At 58.8% G+C, this 20,176-nt stretch carries 20 protein-coding genes; 9 read left to right on the plus strand and 11 right to left on the minus strand.

The window, feature by feature from the left end; genetic code table 11:
• Positions 1 to 64: 64 nt before the first annotated feature.
• Positions 65 to 412: a hypothetical protein gene (locus B5F94_RS09610; protein ID WP_158100272.1), complete on the minus strand. Its 348-nt coding sequence runs from the start codon at positions 410 to 412 to the stop codon at positions 65 to 67.
• Positions 413 to 688: 276 nt separating this feature from the next.
• Between B5F94_RS09610 and B5F94_RS09615 the strand changes: the two genes are divergently transcribed.
• Positions 689 to 1,522, plus strand: a complete 834-nt coding sequence (locus B5F94_RS09615) for a helix-turn-helix domain-containing protein (protein ID WP_087329731.1) — start codon at positions 689 to 691, stop codon at positions 1,520 to 1,522.
• A 137-nt stretch (positions 1,523 to 1,659) separates the two neighbouring features.
• Here B5F94_RS09615 and B5F94_RS09620 read toward each other — a convergent pair whose 3' ends face one another.
• Entirely contained in the window at positions 1,660 to 2,424 is a 765-nt protein-coding gene (locus B5F94_RS09620) for an SH3 domain-containing protein (RefSeq protein WP_087329733.1), read from the minus strand.
• Between the two features lie 596 nt (positions 2,425 to 3,020).
• Positions 3,021 to 3,209: a hypothetical protein gene (locus B5F94_RS09625; protein ID WP_087329735.1), complete on the minus strand. Its 189-nt coding sequence runs from the start codon at positions 3,207 to 3,209 to the stop codon at positions 3,021 to 3,023.
• A 155-nt stretch (positions 3,210 to 3,364) separates the two neighbouring features.
• Between B5F94_RS09625 and B5F94_RS09630 the strand changes: the two genes are divergently transcribed.
• From B5F94_RS09630 to B5F94_RS09640, 3 genes are all read left to right on the plus strand, one after another.
• A complete protein-coding gene (locus B5F94_RS09630) occupies positions 3,365 to 4,012 on the plus strand; it encodes a SprT-like domain-containing protein (protein WP_087329737.1) in 648 nt (215 codons plus the stop codon).
• 514 nt (positions 4,013 to 4,526) lie between these two features.
• Entirely contained in the window at positions 4,527 to 5,591 is a 1,065-nt protein-coding gene (locus B5F94_RS09635; RefSeq protein WP_087329739.1) for a branched-chain amino acid aminotransferase, read from the plus strand.
• Positions 5,592 to 5,999: 408 nt separating this feature from the next.
• On the plus strand, positions 6,000 to 7,001 hold the full coding sequence (locus B5F94_RS09640; protein WP_087329741.1) for a hypothetical protein: 1,002 nt from the start codon (positions 6,000 to 6,002) through the stop codon (positions 6,999 to 7,001).
• A 3-nt stretch (positions 7,002 to 7,004) separates the two neighbouring features.
• Here B5F94_RS09640 and B5F94_RS09645 read toward each other — a convergent pair whose 3' ends face one another.
• Positions 7,005 to 7,862, minus strand: a complete 858-nt coding sequence (locus tag B5F94_RS09645; RefSeq protein ID WP_087329743.1) for an RluA family pseudouridine synthase — start codon at positions 7,860 to 7,862, stop codon at positions 7,005 to 7,007.
• A 30-nt stretch (positions 7,863 to 7,892) separates the two neighbouring features.
• On the opposite strand from B5F94_RS09645, the gene B5F94_RS09650 reads away from it, so the two are divergent.
• Positions 7,893 to 8,621, plus strand: a complete 729-nt coding sequence (locus B5F94_RS09650) for a nitroreductase family protein (RefSeq protein ID WP_087329745.1) — start codon at positions 7,893 to 7,895, stop codon at positions 8,619 to 8,621.
• A gap of 1 nt (position 8,622) precedes the next feature.
• On the opposite strand, the gene B5F94_RS09655 is transcribed toward B5F94_RS09650, so the two are convergent.
• Positions 8,623 to 10,785, minus strand: coding sequence for a transglutaminase-like domain-containing protein (locus tag B5F94_RS09655; RefSeq protein ID WP_087329747.1), 2,163 nt, complete (start codon positions 10,783 to 10,785; stop codon positions 8,623 to 8,625).
• A gap of 83 nt (positions 10,786 to 10,868) precedes the next feature.
• On the opposite strand from B5F94_RS09655, the gene B5F94_RS09660 reads away from it, so the two are divergent.
• A complete protein-coding gene (locus B5F94_RS09660) occupies positions 10,869 to 11,603 on the plus strand; it encodes a copper homeostasis protein CutC (RefSeq protein ID WP_087329749.1) in 735 nt (244 codons plus the stop codon).
• A gap of 36 nt (positions 11,604 to 11,639) precedes the next feature.
• On the opposite strand, the gene B5F94_RS09665 is transcribed toward B5F94_RS09660, so the two are convergent.
• Positions 11,640 to 11,915: a metal-sensing transcriptional repressor gene (locus B5F94_RS09665; protein ID WP_087329751.1), complete on the minus strand. Its 276-nt coding sequence runs from the start codon at positions 11,913 to 11,915 to the stop codon at positions 11,640 to 11,642.
• A gap of 62 nt (positions 11,916 to 11,977) precedes the next feature.
• The gene (locus tag B5F94_RS09670; protein ID WP_087329753.1) at positions 11,978 to 12,373 is read right to left on the minus strand and encodes a hypothetical protein; all 396 of its coding nucleotides are present in this window, start codon (positions 12,371 to 12,373) and stop codon (positions 11,978 to 11,980) included.
• Between the two features lie 202 nt (positions 12,374 to 12,575).
• Here B5F94_RS09670 and B5F94_RS09675 point away from each other — a divergent pair, with 202 nt between their 5' ends.
• Positions 12,576 to 13,055 (plus strand): deoxycytidylate deaminase, encoded by a 480-nt coding sequence (locus tag B5F94_RS09675; protein ID WP_087188412.1) that lies wholly within the window; start codon positions 12,576 to 12,578, stop codon positions 13,053 to 13,055.
• 75 nt (positions 13,056 to 13,130) lie between these two features.
• Here the strand turns inward: B5F94_RS09675 and B5F94_RS09680 are convergent, their stop codons facing one another.
• The 4 genes from B5F94_RS09680 to B5F94_RS09695 all read right to left on the minus strand — a co-directional run bounded on the left by B5F94_RS09680 (position 13,131) and on the right by B5F94_RS09695 (position 18,477).
• Entirely contained in the window at positions 13,131 to 14,252 is a 1,122-nt protein-coding gene (locus tag B5F94_RS09680) for a hypothetical protein (protein ID WP_087329755.1), read from the minus strand.
• 4 nt (positions 14,253 to 14,256) lie between these two features.
• On the minus strand, positions 14,257 to 14,958 hold the full coding sequence (gene tsaA / locus B5F94_RS09685) for a tRNA (N6-threonylcarbamoyladenosine(37)-N6)-methyltransferase TrmO (RefSeq protein WP_087329757.1): 702 nt from the start codon (positions 14,956 to 14,958) through the stop codon (positions 14,257 to 14,259).
• Positions 14,955 to 17,579, minus strand: a complete 2,625-nt coding sequence (locus B5F94_RS09690; protein WP_087329759.1) for a translation factor GTPase family protein — start codon at positions 17,577 to 17,579, stop codon at positions 14,955 to 14,957. Before B5F94_RS09690 ends, tsaA begins: the two co-directional genes overlap by 4 nt.
• 97 nt (positions 17,580 to 17,676) lie before the next feature.
• Positions 17,677 to 18,477, minus strand: a complete 801-nt coding sequence (locus tag B5F94_RS09695) for a 7alpha-hydroxysteroid dehydrogenase (RefSeq protein ID WP_087267408.1) — start codon at positions 18,475 to 18,477, stop codon at positions 17,677 to 17,679.
• Positions 18,478 to 18,625: 148 nt separating this feature from the next.
• On the opposite strand from B5F94_RS09695, the gene B5F94_RS09700 reads away from it, so the two are divergent.
• Positions 18,626 to 19,099 (plus strand): RNA polymerase sigma factor, encoded by a 474-nt coding sequence (locus tag B5F94_RS09700; RefSeq protein ID WP_087267410.1) that lies wholly within the window; start codon positions 18,626 to 18,628, stop codon positions 19,097 to 19,099.
• Positions 19,096 to 20,172, plus strand: coding sequence for a hypothetical protein (locus B5F94_RS09705; RefSeq protein WP_087329761.1), 1,077 nt, complete (start codon positions 19,096 to 19,098; stop codon positions 20,170 to 20,172). The genes B5F94_RS09700 and B5F94_RS09705 overlap by 4 nt, the downstream gene beginning before the upstream one ends.
• The last annotated feature ends 4 nt before the right edge of the window (positions 20,173 to 20,176 follow it).

Genomic DNA, 20,176 nt, shown 5'->3' on the forward strand with positions numbered 1-20,176 from the left:
GGGAGAGGAGCGGTTCTCACTCCCCCCTCACTATACGGACATTTGGAAGCCAGTTTGTCAGGGGTCACTTCCGATATTTTTGCAATTTTTTTCTTACAGCAACGATTGATTCGTGAACTGACTGTACAAATACCCCTTCCTCTTTGGCAATCTGTTGCATACTCTTACCACTTGCCAACTGTATGCAGCGCCGACGCTGAGTCTCGGTCAATTCAGCAAATATTTCCTTGATACGGTCGCGTTGAGCTTTTTCTTCCATATCGTCAAAATATGTATCGTTAGAAGAAAACTCACGCCCCTCATAAACGACCCCTTCCAAAGAAATATTTTTGCGGCGATAGTGTCTGGCCTTATTACTTTCCCGCTTGCGAGAACTTTCAATGTATTTTCCGAACTTTTCTTCAACCTCCAATTCAATACAGTCTCCGTTTATGAAATTGTATTTCACTTTCATTTCGGTCACTATTGACCGGGCCCGAGTCAAACTCCTATCTTTTTAAATTTTGTCTTGACTCTTCGATTGTCTTGCCTTACAATCTGGAAAGGCGAATAACTTATCGGCAAGTTCGTCTTTCTGAATATAATTATAGTATTAACCCTTTGAACCCTCCATTCTATTCGCAACGTTTAATATTTCTGAATCCTTATTAAAATAATTCGTTTTTCCGAACTTAGGGGGACAAATTTTATGAGTGAAAACAAAAGGAAAAAAGCACCATCACGAAATCGCTTTGATACAAGACAAATTTATTCAACAGTAAATATGAAGGAAGAAACATACCGGAACATTTCACAACACGAAAAGCAGACCGGAAGTAATTCTGACTATGTTCTGGTGTCATTCGCACAGCGTCTTACAGATTGTCTAGATCAGGAGTATCTAATAGATATTGCTGATAAATTAGGTATTGCCAAAGGGTCTCTGTCAGAATATAGAAGTGGGAAAACAGAACCCCGAATTTCTGCACTCGCAAAACTTGCTGGATATTTTCATTTATCGTCAGATTATTTACTTGGTATGACAGACACAAAAACTACGGAACCTACTAAGAAAAGTGCGTGTGAATACACGGGGTTGTCTGATGCGGCAATAGAGATTCTGCATACCAAAGGTAAAGAAAAAGCGCTGTATTCCGCTATACTTTCATATCTTGTTGAAAGCGGCAGTTTAAACGGGCTTATTGATCTAATAGAAGATTCTTTAATTTCTGCGGAACAGTATAACTATATTTATATAAATGATTCTCAAGAAACAAACTTGTTAGACACGCAGGAGTTTCAATTTAACAAGAAACTATCCAATCTATATGGGCAATGCATGGAGGAACTATCTCAAAAATTACATCAAGAAATTGTAACTGCTGCTGCTACAAACTGGGTCAACATGGTTAATGCTGCCAGAGAAACAAAAGAGCAAATGGAAAGAATTATTGAAAGCTTTGCTGACCTGGAAGCGAATGCTTTAGATAAAAGAATAAAAAAAGAGGCCCCCGATTTGGGGACCTCAAAAGAGAGTGTATAAAATACGCATATTTCAAAAATGATCGCGGCGGCAAGCGATGGGGTTTATGCCGGTTGCGCCAAGGGCGCAGGGGGCTGAATTGGTGAGAGTGTGAAAAACCTTCACACTCTCAATGCCTCGCTTAAATTTAATTGTATTTATTGAGTATCTACTGGGTCAAAACCATGGTTAGAATCCTCAAGAGATCCTCCCCAGCCTTGTGATGCTTGTTCGTTAGACCATTTGTTGAGTTCATCCATGTCAATTTCACCTATGTTACTTCCTCCAGAGCTACCAGAACCTCCAGGAGGCACTGGAGCTGTACTACCAGAAGACCCGCCAGAAGAACTTGAAGAACTACCACTATTTCCACCTGTACTGGGCTGGGTGCTGGGCTTGCTGGTTTGACCACTAGAACTACCACCATTATTTCCAGTGCTTACTTGTGGCTTGGTAGCACTGAGATAGTCACTAGATACATACGCTACCTTACCATTAAACTCTATCCGACTCCATCCTGCTGCAGCTCCAGTACCAATGCCTGTACGAGTAACAGATTGAGCCTTGGTTAAGCTACCTAACTTATCGCTGTTGGTGCTATAACTGGAACGTACATTGACTGTGGTGGTTGCATACATGGTCTCGTCAGTTTCTGTAAACAGAGAGTCATTTTCCTGGGGTGCAGTGGTATTCTCCTGGGCAGGAGTGGAAACACTCTCCGGGGTGGGGGTGGTTTCGGGTGCGGTCTGGGTGGTCTGCTCCGGGGTAGCGGTGATCTCCGGGGTGCTGCTTTCCACAGGCTGGGTGACTGCGGGTGTGCTGGTGTCCTGGCTGTTGTCGGCGGCGTTGTCATTGGAACCGCCACAGGCTGTCATGGATAAAATCAGGGCCAGGGACATACCATATATGATCGCCTTTTTCATTTCTGATCCTCCTATGCCGTCGCTAAGACGGCTCTTTTATTCTCTCTCAACGGTCCGGCCCGTTGGGGGTGGGATTTCTCCCGGTCCCCCGTTGGGCGTTCCCGCCGAGATAAACAAAAGCGGTGCAGGTTTCCCTACACCGCATGAGGTACGACACAAAGCCCACTATAACCACCTTGTCAAAAAAACACAAAACGGCTATAATGAGAAAAGGCGTAGCGAAATGCTATTGTGTGGGAGGTTAGCTCTCCTGCATAGGACCGTGGGGTGTTGGCGCACCCTGCGGTCTGCCTCTATTTATCTCGATGGCACTATTTTACTCCATAACCTGAAAGATTGCAAGGTCATTTGAAACGGTCCGAAAGGGCCGTTTTTTGTTGTTCAGAGGGTGGCTGTGTATGGTGACAGTAGGCAGGTGGCCCGCCACGGGTGAGGCCTGGGTGCTGGGTCTGGGCTGGGCATAAGGCGGGGGCAAAGGTTGGTTCCGCTCCATGGAATATCCCCGCCGTGGGTTAGGTGAAGATATGAAAGCTGGTCCCCGTGGGATATTCCGTCGCTGTGATGCCCTGCGGGGCATAGGTTTTGAATGTGCACTTTCAAGAATCTTCTTTCGTGCCATCTGCTTCCAGTAAACTAATGATGTAGGCATTTAGGCTCATGCCATGGGCAGCAGCTTGCGCTTTATACTTTTCTTTTTTTTCTTTTTTTAAATCCAAACTGATTCGGGCGTAACTCTCTTTCCTATATTTGAGAGTTGCGTTTTTTTGCGCTTCTGAATACGCCATAGAATCACTCCTTTTTTGCAGTTTAACATATACGGCGGTATATGTCAAGGTGCACAATTACGGTGGTATATATTCTACCTGCATATATACCATGGTATATTTACTTTTTATATACGGTGGTGTATAATTAAGTATAGAAAAAAGGAGTTGATCCCATGAAACAGACCACTAAAATGAGTCGGGCAGTCAGCCAACTAGAGCATATCTATAACGCATTGAATACAGACTTCTTTCAGGATGAACTACCCATCCCCATTATTACGGTACAGAGTAAACCGGGGACCTATGGACACTGTACCACCAGCAAGGTGTGGCAGCGTAAGGACGGCGGAGCCTACGAACTGAACATTGCAGCCGAGGTCCTGAATTATCCGATTGAAGAAACTTTGGATACTATGCTTCATGAGATGGTCCATCTATATTGCCGGGAAAATGGGATCAAAGAAGTCAGCCGTGGAGGAAAATACCACAACAAGAGATTCAAGGCAGAAGCTGAGCGGCGGGGACTTGCCTGTGTCCCCTGTGGACAATACGGATGGAATACCACCCCAAGTGATAACCTCGTTGAATATGCACTTTCAAAAGGCTGGAATGAAATCAAAATCGGGCGTGGCAGTTTACCGCCCATCATCCGCACGGGGGCCAGCGGTACAGCCCAAACCGGAGCGGAAACGACCGGCGGTGGAAAGCGACCCAGCAGCACAAGAAAGCTGCAATGCCCGAAATGTGGTTGCAGTGTGAGAGCCACAAAGACAGTCAGAATTATGTGCATGGATTGCATGGAGCAAATGATAGAAGTTTGAATGTGCACTTTCAAATTCAACGAAAAAGCCGGCATCTGAACAAAGCAGATGTCGGCTTAATTTATAAGTTGTTGCAATGAGGCTCTTCCTCTAAACACTGAGGCTCTACACCATTTTTACACCATTTTGGTGTGGGAATGTATGAACCAATATAGAATTATATCTGCTGCGCTAATTTGCAATTTATTGTGCTATCAGGGTTTGGGGGTTTTATATGGAGATTTAAGGACTTATAAAAATAGGTACCTGTCTTACGATACCTAATTTCATCGGTTAAATACCCTCTTTCGGCATATTAGCCCAAGTATTATATCGTATCCCCGGCCAAATTACAAGTGCTGGGGCAGGAACTCTTGCCCCGGTTGTCTTTCCGGTCGGTTTGTGCTACCATACAGGGGAAGGAGACGGGGAAACCTGCCGGTATATTTTTGGCATTGTATCACGGTTTACATTCTTTTTCCCTTTACCCTGTCATACTGAATACAAGCAATGAAACTGCAAGGAGGCCATCCTGATGAAGGAATATCCTGTTCAGCGTGCCGCAGTGGGCAAGCCCAAGCCCGATCCCTCCACGCTGGTGTTCGGCAGAACCTTTACCGACCATATGTTTTTGATGGACTATACCGCCGGCCAGGGCTGGCACGACGGGCGCATCGTTCCCTACGGCCCCATCGCACTGGACCCCTCCGCCATGGTGTTCCACTACGCCCAGGAGGTCTTTGAAGGCCTGAAGGCCTACCGTTCCCCCGACGGCACCATTCAGCTCTTCCGTCCCATCGAGAACGTCAAGCGCATCAACTCCTCCTGTGAGCGTATGTGCATCCCGCCCCTGGACGAGGAGGACGCCCTGGCCGCCATCGAGCAGCTGGTGCGGCTGGAGGCGGACTGGGTGCCCGATCAGCCCGGCACCTCCCTGTATATCCGCCCCTTTATCATCGCCACCACCCCCACCCTGGGCGTCCATGCCGCCCATGACTATATCTTCGCCATCATCACCTGCCCCGTGGGCGCCTACTACGCCGAGGGCATCAACCCGGTGAAGATTTATGTGGAGAGCGAGGATGTCCGGGCCGTCAAGGGCGGCACTGGCTACACCAAGTGCGGCGGCAACTACGCCGCCTCCATCCGGGCCGGCGAGCGGGCTGAGCAGAACGGCTATGCCCAGGTGCTGTGGCTGGACGGCGTACACCGCAAGTATATTGAAGAAGTGGGCTCCATGAACGTCATGTTCCAGATCGGGGACACGGTGGTCACCCCCATGCTCACCGGCTCCGTGCTGCCCGGCATCACCCGCAAGTCCTGCATTGAACTGCTCAAGAGCTGGGGCATGAAGGTGGAGGAGCGGCTCATCACCGCGGAGGAGCTCTTCGAGGCGGGCGCCAACGGCACCCTGAAGGAGGCCTGGGGCACCGGTACCGCCGCTGTCATCTCTCCCATCGGCGAGATGGGCTGGGAGGACAAGCACGTTGTGGTCAATGGCGGCAAGATCGGCCCTCTGGCCCAGAAGCTGTATGACACCCTCACCGGTATCCAGTGGGGGACCCAGCCTGATCCCCACGGCTGGGTGGTCAAGCTGTAACTTTGCTATCTTCTATGCCTTCCTATACCTTCCCAGACAGAAGGACGAGACCGTGTGGTCCCGTCCTTCTGCCGCATCCTGTCAAAAAGTGGCTGCGGTCACTTTTTTGACAGGATGTTAAACTTTTGAGGCCTTTAAAAAGTCCTCAAAAGTTGTTTGACTGCACGCGAAAGGGAACCCTGACGGTTCCCTTTCACACTATCCTTCCCTCCGAAACCTCTGGCCAGAGGTTTTTCAGCAGCCTGAGGCAGAAGACCGGGACCCAAGGGCCCTGGCCTTCTGCCGTTTCTATGGAACATCTGACGTTTTCCTGTAGATTTGTTTAGCTTTCTTCCGGCGCTCGGTTCACTGTGGTACAATCGCTCCACTACGCCGGTCCTCCGGACCGGCGAAAACGAGGTGTTTGTTATGAAACGAGCCAATCCCATTTTGCTTTTACTGCCTCTGCTGTTCCTGTCCGCCTGTGCCAGACCGGCGGCGGATGTCACTGGTCCCGACGTCCAGACCGAGGCGGCCCGGCTGGCCGCCATTCAGCTGGGCCAGCTGGCCGACCGGCTGAACCAGATGGAGAAAGATCAGGTCCAAAACCTGCTGGAGGAACTGGTGCCTCTACAGCAGGCCCGGGCCCAGGTAGGCCGGTGGGAACTGTTCCCTCAGGAGGAGGAGCTGGTGGAGCAGCTTAACCAGCTGTATGAGGACTTCACCCAGCGCTATCTGGAGGAACCCCAGGAACCGGTAGAGGAAGAGGAACTCCCCGCCCTGGCCCAATATGAGATCGGGGCCGACGGCACCCTCATCCCGGATAAATCGGACAAGGCGGAGTACCGGGCCCTGTGGGACAAGGTCAATGAACTGCTGCCCGAAGGGAGCCTGAAACCCTTCACCCGGTTCACCATCTTTACCGACGGGGAGGCTGAGATCCTGGCCTATGTGGTTCCAGCGGACGACACCGGAGTCCAGTGGGAGCTGGCGGTGGACCCGGAGGACGCAGGTGATCCCGAGGCGTTCACCGAGACGGTATACCATGAGTACGCCCATTATCTGACCCTGAACGACAAGCAGGTGACCTACGGCGCGCCCAAGCGCTACGACTGCTACGGGGAGAACGACCTGGTAAGCAACCCGGACTCCTACCTCAATGCCTTCTACCAGCGCTTCTGGAAGGACTATCTGGACGACCGGCTGGCCGACCCGGAGAGCATCAACTTCTATCTGCGGCATGAGGACGACTTCATCACCAGCTACGCCGCCACCAGCCCCTCCGAGGACATTGCCGAGTGTTTCTCCTACTTTGTGCTCTACGACAGGCCTACCGGCACGTCGGTGTGGGAGCAGAAGCAGAACTTTTTCTACGACTATCCGGAGCTGGTGGCCTTCCGGGACCAGGCCCGGGCCAAACTGGGCCTGTAAGCCTTACCGGGTCAGCTTCCGGAACCCGGCGGGGGCCTCCGCACGGAAGATGCGCTCCTCGCCGGTGAAAGGGTCGGTGAGTACCAGCTCATGGGCATGGAGGCACAGCCGCCCCAGAGGATCGGTGGCCGCTCCGTAGTCCCGGTCTCCGGCCACCGGACAGCCCAGCTCGCTGAGGTGGGCCCGGATCTGGTTTTTCCGGCCGGTGTCCAGATCGATCTCCAGAAGGGCGTATTCCTTTCCGGCGCTGACCATGGTATAATGGGTTATCGCTTCCTTACCGCCGGAGCGCACCGAGTATACCTTGTGGGCGGCGTTCTCCCGCAGCAGGGTGCGGATGGTGTCTGAGTCCTTGGGCGGCCTGCCCTCCACCACCGCCAGATAGCCCCGGCGGCCCACCAGCTTGTCCCAGTTGTCCTGGAAGGCCCGCTTGGTCTCCTCGTCCTTGGCGAAGAGGAGCACGCCGGAGGTGGCCCGGTCCAGCCGGTGGACAATGAAGATCCGGTTCTGGGGATCGGCCTTGCGGACGTAGTCGGTGGCCATGTGGTAGGCGGTGCGCACCTTCTCCTTGTCGGTGGCCATGCTCAGCAGACCGGCGGGCTTTTCGATGACCAGCAGCCTGCCGTCCTCGTAGAGGATGGGGAAGGGGGCCTTTTTGTCTCCCGCGCCCTGAGGAAGCACCACCACCGTCTGTCCCGGCAAGAGGGGATGGTCGTGGCGGGTGACGGTCTTGCCGTCCACCTGGACCTGCCCCCGGGTAAGCAGGGACTTGACGCTGTTGCGACTTTTGCCGGTCACATGGGCCAGCAGGAAGGGGAGCAGGGTGTCCTGCTCATTTACGGAATAGCGTTTTTCTTGCATATTTTCACATCCATTCAGGAGGTTTTGTCAATGAATGACGTTTTGCATCAGCTTCGGGACCGCAAATCGGTGCGGGCCTATCTGGAAAAGCCCATTGCCCCCGACGACAAGCGGGCCATCCTGGAGGCCGCCTGCGCCGCCCCCACGGCGGGCAACCAGCAGCTGTACACCATTCTGGACATTACCGACCAGAAGCTGAAGGATACCCTGGCGGAGACCTGCGACCACCAGCCCTTTATCGCCCAGGCGCCTCTGGTGCTGATTTTTTGCGCCGACTGCCAGAAGTGGTACGACGCCTTTGACGCCGGCGGCTGCCAGCCCCGGAAGCCGGGGGTGGGGGACCTGCTGCTGGCCTGCTCCGACGCCAACATTGCCGCACAGAACGCCGTCACCGCTGCCTGGAGCCTGGGCATCGGCTCCTGCTACATCGGGGACGTGATGGAGCAGTGCGAGACCCACCGGCAGCTGCTCAACCTGCCGGACTATGTGTTCCCCGCCGCCATGGTGGTGTTCGGCTACCCTACCGCCCAGCAGCAGGCCAGAGAGAAGCCCAGCCGCAGGGCCCTGCCCTATATCGTTCATGAAAACGGCTATCGCCGGATGAACGCCGGGGAGCTGGAGCGGATGCTGGCCGACAACGCCGGACAGCGGCCCTATACCGACTGGCTGAAAGCCTTTTGCGACCGAAAGTACAACTCCGACTTCTCCCGGGAGATGACCCGTTCGGTGGAGGCATATCTGAACGCATTTGAGGCGTGACTTATACCAGCTGCTCCAGCACCCGCCGCAGCAGGTCCGCCGCGCCCACCTGATAGCCGCAGCAGGCGTAAGCTGCCCGGCCCTCCTGGTCCCGTACCACCGCCAGAGGCGGCTTGTCCGGGTCCAGACCCAGATGGCGGGCCACCGTTTCCACCTGATAGCCCCACTCGGGGTAAACCAGCTGTACCTGGGGCCATTTGTCCAGCAGCCCCGCCAGGGTGGCCTGCTGTTCCGCGCCGGGCCGCCGCAGGAAGAAGATCACGTCCCCGTCCAGCGCCTGAAACGCGGGCAGGGCGGCGGAGAGTTCATTTAAAATATGTTCCGTGGGTTCCGCCCCCTCCTCCAGCCAGAGGAGGAGGGCGGCTTTTTCATGGGTTCCACCCAACTCCGCCAGAGGCAGGTCCCGGGGGGAGATGAGGTCGTCCACCGAGCAGTCCCGCAGCACCAGCGGGATTTCCTGTTCCTGCTCCGCCTCCAGGGTGAACTCCAGCCGGTTGGCGAACTGGTCCCCCGCCGGCAGCCGCAGGGCGGTGAGCATCCGGTAGCGCCCGGCAGGCAGGGTGACATTCAGCTTGTTTTTGTGCCAGGCCCGGTCGGTCAGCCTGAGGGGTTTCCACATTTCCCCCGTCCAGAAGTCCAGCGACCAGTTCTGCCGGTAGAAAAACCGCTCCACCGGCGTCTTCCGGAAGGTGACTTTTCCACATTCCTCCGGCTCCTTGGGGACAAATTTCCCGTTTTGCCACACCAGCACCGCCCCGTCCAGGGGGCGCAGCAGGGCAGGCACCCCCTGCTGCCGCAGGGCAATGACCTCACCCACCACGCCGGGCTGGGGGACGGACCAGTCAGTGAGACGCTCAAAGGCCACTCGGGGGCAGAGCACAAACCGCCGGAATATCTCCGCCGGGTACCGGTCCGCCCAGGGCCGGGCCCGTTCCAGATGGACCTCCAGCAGCTGGGCGGTCACGTCCCGCAGGTCCTTGTCGGACAGGGAGGAGAGAAGGGCGGTGCGCAGAGGGTCGTTGTCTTTGCTGAGAAAGGCGTAGATCTCCCTGAAGTTGCCCCGGGCCTTTTGAAGCAGCTCCCGTTGCTGGGGATAATTTTGGGCCTGTTCCTCGTCGAAATAGCCTGCCATCCGGGCCTGCCGCTTGGCGGTCCCTGCCGCCAGTACCGCAGCCCGTTCCTGGCGCTGGGCCTGATCCAGAGGGGCGGGGTTGACGGGGGCGTCCTGGGGGGCACGGAAATCGAAGGGAGTCCAGTCCGTGCAGGGGGAGGGGAGGGTCAGCTCCGCCCCGTCCTCGGTCTGGCCGTGGCAGAAGGCTTCCTTTTCACCGGCGGACAGATGGAGGTCACCTATCCCCAGCTCAACCTGGACCCTGCCGGTTTCATCGGCGGTAAGGACGGCAATGGGGCAGAAGCGAGACTCGTTGAGGACTTCCAGCGTAATGGTCTCCCACGGCCCGGCCTGGAAGGTGTAGGTCTTGGTGCGGGCGTAGCGGGCTGTCTGGTTGTGGTACAGGGCCTGTCCCTGCCTGTCCAGAGGGGCGCCATGGAGGGCCAGGTCGGCCACCGGGCCGAAGGTGCGGCTGTGGACCAGCATGGCCCGGGAAGCGGCGGTGTTGAACCAGCCCCGGTCCAGCACCGGTTCCGGCTCGCAGGCTCCCAGGAAGCGCCACTTGCCCTCACATAGCACCTCCACCCAGGCGTGGTTGTCGTCGCAGTGGGACCAGCGGGGGGCGTACACCTGCCGGGCGGCCAGACCCACAGCGCGCAGGGCGGACACCAGGAAGGCGGACTCCTCCCCGCACCGGCCGCTGCCGCAGCGGTATACCGTCAGGGGGGAGGCGGTGCGGTCGTCCTGGGCCTGATAGCTGGCCTGCTCATGGCACCAGCGGTTGACCTCCAGGGCGGCCTCCTCCTGGGACAGGTCCTTCACCCGGTTCCACAGATGGCTGTAAAACAATGCCCGGTGGTCGGACAGATCCTCGTCGTTGACCCGGGGGCAGAGGACGTACTGCTCGTAGGCCTCCCGGCTGAGAGAAGCGCACCAGGGGACGGTCTGGCGCAGCATATGGCTGTGGGCGGCGAAGGCCTCAAACAGGGACTGGGGGTAGCTGTCCCAGTCCTCCGGCAGGGCCTGCCGGATAAAAGTCAGTTCCTGATCCATATGATCCACTCCTTTGGAATGGGGCTATGATATCACATTTCTTTGTGGTATCATAGCCCCAGATAAGAAAAGAAGGTGTTGCCATGATTCTGGAAGTGTGCTGCGGCTCGGCGGAGGATGTGCTGATTGCCGCACAGGCCGGCGCCGACCGGGTGGAGCTGAATTCCGCTCTGTTTTTGGGGGGACTGACTCCCTCCATGGGGGCCATGGAGGTTGCCCGGCAGGTGTCCATCCCCATTATGGCCATGGTGCGGCCCCGGGAGGGGGGCTTCTGCTACAGTGAGGCGGAGTTTGCCGCCATGCTGGCTGACGCCCGCGCCCTGCTGGCAGCAGGGGCGGACGGCATCGTGTTCGGCTGTCTCCACCCCGACGGCAGGGTGGACAAGGCCCGGTGCGCCGCCATGCTGGAGGTCATTGGGGAGAAGGAGAGCGTGTTCAGCCGGGCCATCGACGTGGTGCCCGACTGGCGGGAGGCTCTGGACGTGCTGATAGAGCTGGGGGTGACCCGGGTCCTCACCAGCGGTCAGGCCAGTTCCGCCCCGGCGGGGGTGGACACCATCCGGGCCATGGAGGAGTATGCCGCCGGACGCATCCAGATTCTGCCCGGCTGCGGAGTGAAACCGGACAACGCCGCCGCCCTGCTGGCGGCCACCGGCTGTAATCAGCTTCACGGCTCCTTCAAGACCAGCCGGACCGACGTTTCCGCCACCCACAACCCGGCGGTGTCCTTCTCCGGCGGGGTATGTCCCCCGGAGGAGCAGGTGCCGGTCACCGACGCCGCTGCCGTCCGGGCGGCAGTGAGTGCCATGGGCAAATAAAAAAGAGGTGTGCCCCATGTCTGTGGGGCACACCTCTTAGCTCATACGGGAAAAATGCTCGATGGCCTTGGCGAATTCAGCAATGGTGCGGTCGGCGTCGCCGTGCTCGATGCCGTCCCGGACACAGTGGTTGAGATGACCCTCCAGCACCACCTGGCCCACCTTGTGCAGGGCACTTTTGGCGGCATTGATCTGCATCAACATCTCCTCACAGGGCACGTCCTCGTCTACCATCCGGTCAATGGCGTTGAGCTGGCCGATGATTTTCTTTAAGCGGCGGTGCAGATTGTCGGCGTCCATACACTGTCTCATGGGCGCTCCCCCTTTCTGTGATGAAAAGGGCTGCTGCGTCCGGCAGCAGCCCTTGACTGGATTCAGCTACGTTCCTCAAAACTGGCGCCGCAGTTGCGGCAGTTGACGGTGATCTTTCCTTTGCCCCGGGGCACCCGCAGATACTGCCCGCAGTTGGGGCATTTGAAATAGCGGTGATCTTTGTCCCGGTGGATGGTGCGCCGCATTTTGAACCAGCGGATGAACGGCCCGAACAGGGCCAGAAACCGGGCGTTTTCCGCCCGACGGCGGTCAATGCGGCGGGAGAACATCCGAAACAGGTTCCACAGCAGCACTGCCAGCGCCAGCCAGGAGACCCATGCCATATGGGGCAGCGCCGATATAAAAATCAGCACCACATACAGGAAAAGCAGGAAAAAGGAGAGGTGATCGCTGCCATACCGTCCGTACATCAATTTTCGCAAAAAATTCATGAGCATGAAATACGGTCGTCTCCTTTGACGTAAGAATTGGGTGCACTTTTGATGTCTATATGATAGCGCCTGCGGCTTTTTTCGTCAAGGATACAACCGTAAACATTTCATGAACGATGGACCGACGGAGAAGGCAGTACTTGCGGTTTGGAGAAAAAACCGCTATACTGACGGTATCAAATGAGAAGTGACACAAAGGAGGGTCCCCATGGGCCGCATCGACAAGGAAAATTACTATCTGGACATCGCCCAGACTGTGGCCGAGCGGGCCACCTGCCTGCGCCGCTGCTACGGCGCGATCCTGGTAAAGAGCGACGAGATCATTGCCACCGGCTACAACGGGGCTCCCCGGGGCCGGAAAAACTGCGTGGATCTGAACTACTGTACCCGAGAGGCCCTGAATATCCCCTCTGGGGAGCGGTATGAGCTGTGCCGCTCGGTCCACGCCGAGGCCAACGCCATCATCTCCGCCGCCCGGAGCGAGACCATCGGGGCCACCCTGTACATGGCCTGTGTGGACCCCGCCACCGGGGAGCTGATCCCCAACTCCACCTCCTGCTCCATGTGCCGGCGGCTCATTATCAACGCGGGTATCCAGCGGGTGGTCATCCGCAACACCAAGACCGACTATTCCGTGGTCCATGTGGAGGACTGGGTCCGGGAGGACGACTCCCTGCCCCAGACCTGAGACGGAAAGGGGAATATGGACAGGCAAAGGGCCTGCTGCAATGGTGCAGCAGGCCCTTTTTAACGGAACAGACGGTCAGCCCTCTTCTTCCGGCGGCTCCACAGTCATGTAAATGTAGGAGGAGCTGTAGTCGTTGTAGTCCTCCTGGCTCTCCGTATAGTAGCCGATGAACAGGCCCTCTTCATCATAATAGGACCGGCAGTTCTCATAGTAGGAGTTCTGCTGGAAGAGGGCGATAAAGTCCTCCCTGAGGGTGTGCTCTTCCCCCAGATTGGGGGACAGGAAGGGAACATCCGCCGAACGGAGGGCCTGGTTCAGGCGGGCCAGATCTGCCTTTGCCTGAGCGATGTTGTCCTCCTTGGAGGCATTGACGTCGATGTCCAGGGAGTAGGTAATTTCCTCCACCACGCCGTCGTTGTTCACCGTGGCGGACAGGTAGGACTGGGTGTCGTTGTCCTCATGTTCCAGATAACCCGTTACGCGGTACCCGTAATCTTTGTAATACTCCATGGGGTCGTCGGCATATGCGCGGTCACAGGAGGCTTCAAAAACCTGCTCCAGCTTCTCCAGTACCACCGCCGCCCGGGCCGCGCCCTCCCGGCTCTCCCGGACTGCCTGCACGTAGTAGGGTGTCGCTACGGCCAGCTGCAGGACCAGCGGAACCAGGATGATGACCGCCACCCGCAGCTTGACGGAGGGCAGCTTCATGCCCAGAGCTTCTGCAATGCGCTTGGCGCTTTTCCGGATTTCAAACAGGATGCTCACAATGGCGTGCAGTCCGATGAGTCCGCCCACGGCAGTGCTGATGTCGCCCGCTGTCTTTACCCTGTCGTCGTCGGAGCGGGACATGAGCCGCCCGGCGGCGATGGCGGTGTTGGCGGCCAGTACCTCCGCCGAGCGGTCGGTGTAGGATAGATAGGTGTGGGCCTTTTCCTGAATGACCTCCCACTTTTTTCTTCTGACTCCCCATATGACGCTGACACCCTGAAATAAAAACAGGACCATATAGATCAGAAGAATGGCAATTGCCACATAGGCTACCTCCATGCAGGAACCGGACAGGTGAAACACCACGCTTCGGATCATGTCCAGAAAGATCCAGATAAACATGGACAGCAGGCCTGTACACAGATAGGCCGCCGCCGTCACAGGACGGGTATAGTACTTCTTGATGGTGCGGATTTCTTTTTCCGTCATAAGTTCACATCCTCGTTTCGGCGGGGGAGGCGTGCTTGACGGAACGGACGGTGAGGGTCTCTCCGTCTACCGAGAAGCCCACCTCCACCCCGCCGAAGGCCATGCCGTACACCCGGGCGGGGTCGTGCTGATAGGAGGGCCGGGGGTCCCGGGACAGCACCCCGATGAGCGCCTCCCGCTTGTCCTCCGGTACCTGGGAGAGCAATTCCGGGGGGAACTCCACCTCCAGCACCTTGCCCCCAACGTTGCCGGTAAAGCCCCCCAGCGCCTCCGGGTGGGCATCGGCGTAGGGCAGATAGGGCTTGATGTCCAGGATGGGGGTGCCGTCCATCAGGTCGGCCCCTGATACCACCAGCACGGTACCCAGTTTGGGGTCCTTCTGGATGGACTCCAGTTTGACGCAGGACAGGCCGATGGCGTTGGGCCGGAAGGGGGAGCGGGTGGCGAACACCCCCATGCGAGTATTGCCCCCCAACCGGGGAGGCCGCACTGTGGGGGACCACTTGTCCCGCACTGCCTCAGAAAACTGCCAGATGAGCCAGATGTGGGAGAATTCCTCCAGTCCCCGCAGGGCGTCCGGGTTGCGGTACTCGGGCTCAAAGACGATGGTGGCCTTCAATTCCTCCACCAGCCCGCTCTGCCGGGGGATGCCGAACTTGGTGGGGAAGTCGCTGCGGATGCGGGCGATGATATGCATGGGGATCATTTGCTTCCCTCCTGTGCCTTTTTCAGGGCGGCGGCCACCGGCCGGGACGGGGTAGACCGGTTGTTGCGGGCCAGGATGGCGGCGATCTGCCCGCCTACCTGCTCCACCTCAGCCTTGAAGGTGGTGGCGGACAAACGCAGGGCTCCGTGGCCCAGAATGATGAGCTGCTCCGCCCCGTCGGAGGTGGCCACCTTGACCTGGTGGTGTCTGCCGATCTCATAGGTGGCCCGCTCGATATAAGTGTCCGCCGTCTCCGCCTCTTTGGTATACACAACGTAAATGTTGTGGTATTTGAATACATCCTGTACATTGCGGGGCACCTTGTAGGCGTCAAATACCAGGATGACCACGCATTTTTTGAAGCCCTGGTAGTTGCTCAGCAGATCCATCAGCAGCTGCCGGGCGGCGTCCAGATTGGTCTGGGCCACCGATTTCAGCTCCTCCCAGGCGAAAATGATGTTGTAGCCGTCCACCAGCAGGTACTCCGGGCCTTTGTTTTGGGTCTGGACATTGTACTTCCGCTGGTCCAGGCTGGTACGGGCGGGTTTGGGCTGAGGGCGGAAGGAATTGCGCTCCACCTTGCCGTAGGTGCGCTCGTAGATGGCCAATAACTCCTTGTCCTGCTCCAATGACAGGCCGGAGTTGGAGCTGCTCCGCCGTACGGGAGCGGAGGAAGTCTCAGGCTCCTGGGGTGCGTCCAGGGACAGGCCGCTGTCCACATGGGCCATCTCCTTCACCTGGTCCCACTTCACGTTGTACCCTGCCCCGTGGGCGCAGAACACCGAGCCGGTGGGGTTATCCACATCCCGCTCCGGGTCGTAGCCCAGCTCCTCCACCACAGTTTGCTGGTCGTGGCAGGGGTAGTAGCCCTTCAGGGTGCAGCTGAGCCGCCCCATACCTCTGGTGTAGGCGGCTACCTCGCCGCCGTAGTCCCGCAGCCCGGCCACCGGGGCGGAGCCGGTGAGGATGGTCAGCTCCCCCGCGGTCTCCGGGGGCTGGCACTCGCCCCCCATCCGCTGCAGGTCGCTCATGGCCCGGCCCACCTGGGCGGCAGGCACCTCCAGCCGGAAGGAGTACCAGGGCTCCAGCAGGATGTTCTCCGCCTCCATGAGCCCCTGGCGCACCGCCCGGTAGGTGGCCTGCCGGAAGTCGCCCCCCTCGGTGTGCTTCAGGTGGGCGCGGCCAGCCAGCAGGGTGATTTTTACATCGGTGAGGGGGGAGCCGGTGAGCACGCCGGGGTGGGCCCGCTCGGCCAGATGGGTGAGAATCAGCCGCTGCCAGTTGCCGTCCAGCACGTCCTCCGGGCAGGCGGTATCCAGCACGATGCCGCTGCCACGATCCCCCGGCTCCAGCAGCAGATGGACCTCGGCGTAGTGGCGGAGAGGCTCATAGTGGCCCACGCCGATGACGGGAGAAGCGATGGTCTCCCGGTACACGATGCCCCCCTGTCCGAAGGTCACGTCCATGTTAAACCGCTCCGCAATGAGCCGCTGCAAAATCTCCAGCTGGACCTGGCCCATCAGCTGGATGTGGATTTCTTTTAAGCGTTCGCTCCACACCAGATGGAGCTGGGGGTCCTCCTCCTCCAGCTGGCGCAGCTTCTGCAGGGCGGTGACCGGGTCCTGCCCCTCGGGCAGGATCATCTGATAGGTGAGCACCGGCTCCAGGGCGGGGGGCGCACCCTCCGCCTCAAAGCCCAGGCCCTGCCCGGCGGCAGCGGAACTGAGACCGGTGACTGCCACCACGGACCCCGCCGGGGCCACGTCCACCGGCTGGAATTTCACGCCGGAGTACACCCGCAGCTGGTCGGCCTTGTCGCTCCAGCCCGGGCCGTCCAGAACCGTCTTTACCTTAAGGCTGCCGCCGGTAATCTTCATCCAGGCCAGCCGGTTGTTCTGATTGTCCCGGGAGATCTTGAAGATGCGGGCGCCGAACTCCTCCCCGTACACCGGCCGGGGGGCATATTGCTCCAGGCCCCGGAGGAAGTCCTCCACCCCTTCCAGTTTCAGGGCGGAGCCAAACCAGCAGGGAAACAGTTTCCGCTGGGTGATGAGGGCGGTGAGGGCGGTGTCTGAAATGGAGCCTGTCTCCAGATAGTCCTCCAGTAGAGACTCGTCACACAGGGCGGCCTGCTCACAGAGGGCCTCCTGATCCCCCATGTCCACGCAGCCCTCGTCCAGCTTGCTTTTTAACTCCGCCAGCAGGGCGGCCCGGTCCGCCCCTGCCAGGTCCATCTTGTTCACAAAGAGGAAGGTGGGTACCCCGTATCGCTCCAGCAGCTTCCACAGGGTATAGGTGTGGCCCTGTACCCCGTCGGCTCCGCTGACCACCAAAATGGCGCAGTCCAGCACCGACAGGGTGCGCTCCATCTCGGCGGAGAAGTCCACGTGGCCGGGGGTGTCCAGCAGGGTGACCTCCAGATGCTCCAGAGGGAGCACCGCCTGCTTGGAGAAGATGGTGATGCCCCGCTCCTTCTCCATAGGATCGGTGTCCAGAAAGGCGTCCCCGTGGTCCACCCGGCCCAGCTTTTTCAATTTTCCGCAGGTGTAGAGCAGTCCCTCGCTGAGGGTGGTCTTGCCCGCGTCCACATGGGCCAGAATGCCCACGACTAATTTTTCCATAGCTGCCGTCCTTTGCGGTATGATAGGATAGTATATCATGTCCGGGGGAGCGGGGCAAATAAAAAGGGCCCCGAAGGGCCCTTTTGGGAAGTTGGAATCAGCCTTTGGCGCCGTCGCCCATATAGGAGCTGTACAGCGGAGTGGGCAGGCCGAAGCCGCCGGCCACGGGCAAAATCTCGCCGGTGATGAAGGCGGCCCGGTCGCTGGCCAGGAAGGCCACGGCGTCGGCAATGTCCTCGGGACGGCCGGGACGGTTGAGGGGGACGTTTTTCAGGAACAGGTCCAGGAAGGCCTGAGACATATTGTTCAGGGCCGCGTCGGTGGCGGTGAAGCCGGGAAGTACCGCATTGCACCGCACCCCCTGCCGGGCGTACTGCACGGCGATGTCCTTGGTGAGGAAGTGGATGGCGGCCTTGCTGACGCCGTAGGCGGTGCGGCTCAGGTCGGGATAGAGCCCGCCCACCGAACCGATGTTGATGATGGCACCGCCGCCATTCTTGGCCATGACGGGCACCGCCGCCTTGCTGGGCAGGTACACGCTCTTCAGGTTGGTGTTGACGATGCGGAAGAAGTCGTCGGTATCGCCGGTTACCACGTCCAGGTCAGTCTTGACGTCGGTGGCGCCGAAGTTGTTGACCAGAATGTCCAGCCGGCCCTCCTTCTTGGCCACCTCGTCCACCATGCCGGAGTAACTCTCCTCGTTGGCGGCGTCAAAGTAGACCACCCCGGCCCGCCCACCGGCGGCGATGATCTCGTCGGCGATCTGCTGACCGGCGTCCATACGGCGCACGCCCAGATAGACGGTGGCGCCCTGGGCGGCCAGAGCCTTGGCGCAGGCCAGGCCGATGCCGCGGGTGGAGGAGGAGACCAGCGCGACCTTTTGTTCCAGTTCTTTCATGATGGTAATTCTCCTTTTTGAACCATATGGTATGATTAAGATACTATGATAATAGCACTATCCGCCGTTGGGCGCAAGCATTATTTTTTGGAGCGGATGCAACAAAAGTGACCCCTCAGGGATGTTAGGGGCGAAAGGGGGGAGGGCAATGGCAGAGGAAACCGGCCTGCGGCAGGTGGTGGAGACCTACGGGAACATGGTGTACCGCCTGGCGCTGGCCCAGACCCACAGCGGCCATGACGCCGATGACGTCTTTCAGGAGGTCTTTCTCCGCTATCTCCGTTCCGCGCCGGACTTTCGGGAGGAGGAGCACCGGAAGGCCTGGCTGCTGCGGGTGACAGTGAACTGCTGTAAGAAATTCCACACCTCCTTCTGGAGGCGGCATACCACGGCCCTGTCTGAGACCATCCCCGCCCGGACGGAGGAGGAGGGGGAGCTGCTCCAGCTGATAGAGGGCCTGCCGGAGAAGTACCGGGCGGTGCTCCACCTCTACTACTACGAGGGCTACGCCACCGGGGAGATTGCGGCCATCCTGGGCCGCAGTCCCAACACCGTCCGCAGTCAGCTGGCCCGAGGCAGGGCCTTGCTGCACGACGCATGGAAAGGAGCGGAAGAGCTATGACGGAAGAGAACTATCGGGCGCTGTATGACCGGGCGTCCCCCGGCCGGGATCTGGTGGAGGATACCCTGGCGGCGGCGGAGCGGCCCCAGCGGAGGGGCATCCCCGCCAAGCGGCTGGCGGCCGCCCTGGTGTGTCTGGCCCTGGTGCTGGGGGTGGGCAACTATCAGGCCCTGGCGGCGGGGGTCCAAAAGATCATCCGGTTCTTTGCCGGTACCGGGGCGTCGGAGACCCCCGTCATGGTGGTGGAGGAGGCCGACCGGTGGACCGAGGGGGATTGGCTGTGCCAGCTGGACGGGGTGAGCCAGGGGGAGTGGCTGCTGCTGGAACTCTACCTGGTGAGCCCGGAGTTGGAAGAGCATCAGCTGGCCACCCGGAAGCTCCAGGTCTACGCCGGGGACACCCCCCTGGAACAGGGGTGTCTGGTCTACTCCGAGTGGCTGCCCTACAACGGCTTTGCTCCCCAGGGCCAGGCGTGGGTGTCCCTCTCTGGCCTGGACTGTGGGCCGGAGGTGGCCTGGCGGGAGGATGGTTACCAGTCCCGGGTCCACATGGCCTTCCTCTATCGGCTGCCGGAGGGAACACCCCGGGAGGTGACCTATGAGCTGCTGGATCTGGAGGCGGGCGGGTCCCGCACCGGATTGCTGGAACTCACCTCGGCGGAGACCCTGGCTGCCCACACGGACAGCCGGACCTTTGAGGAGGGCACGGTTACTGCCCTGGTCAGCCAGGATGGACGGCAGCTGTCGGTATACGCCCACCAGGAGGAGAACGACGACGGCCTGCTGCTGACGGGGGCTGCTCTCTTCCACCATCAGGTCACCTTTATCGGGGCCTCCGGGGAGCGTTACCCCGACGCGGGAGAGGGCTTCCGCAGTTTCACTTCCGGCCATGTGAACGTCCAGCTGGCCTCTGCCCCCGACTGGGTGGAGGAACCCATTGTGGCGGTGGAGATCGGGGCGATCAGGCTGGTCTATGAGCATGATATCTGGTGGGACGGTCCGGGAGAAGGCATCGTCCGAACCCAGGATGACGTGGTCTATGGGGACCTGAACTGGGTCATTGATTTAACATAAACCA

Origin of the sequence: Flavonifractor sp. An4, assembly GCF_002161755.1 — a bacterium.
Classification (GTDB): Bacteria; Bacillota; Clostridia; order Oscillospirales; family Oscillospiraceae; genus Flavonifractor; species Flavonifractor avicola.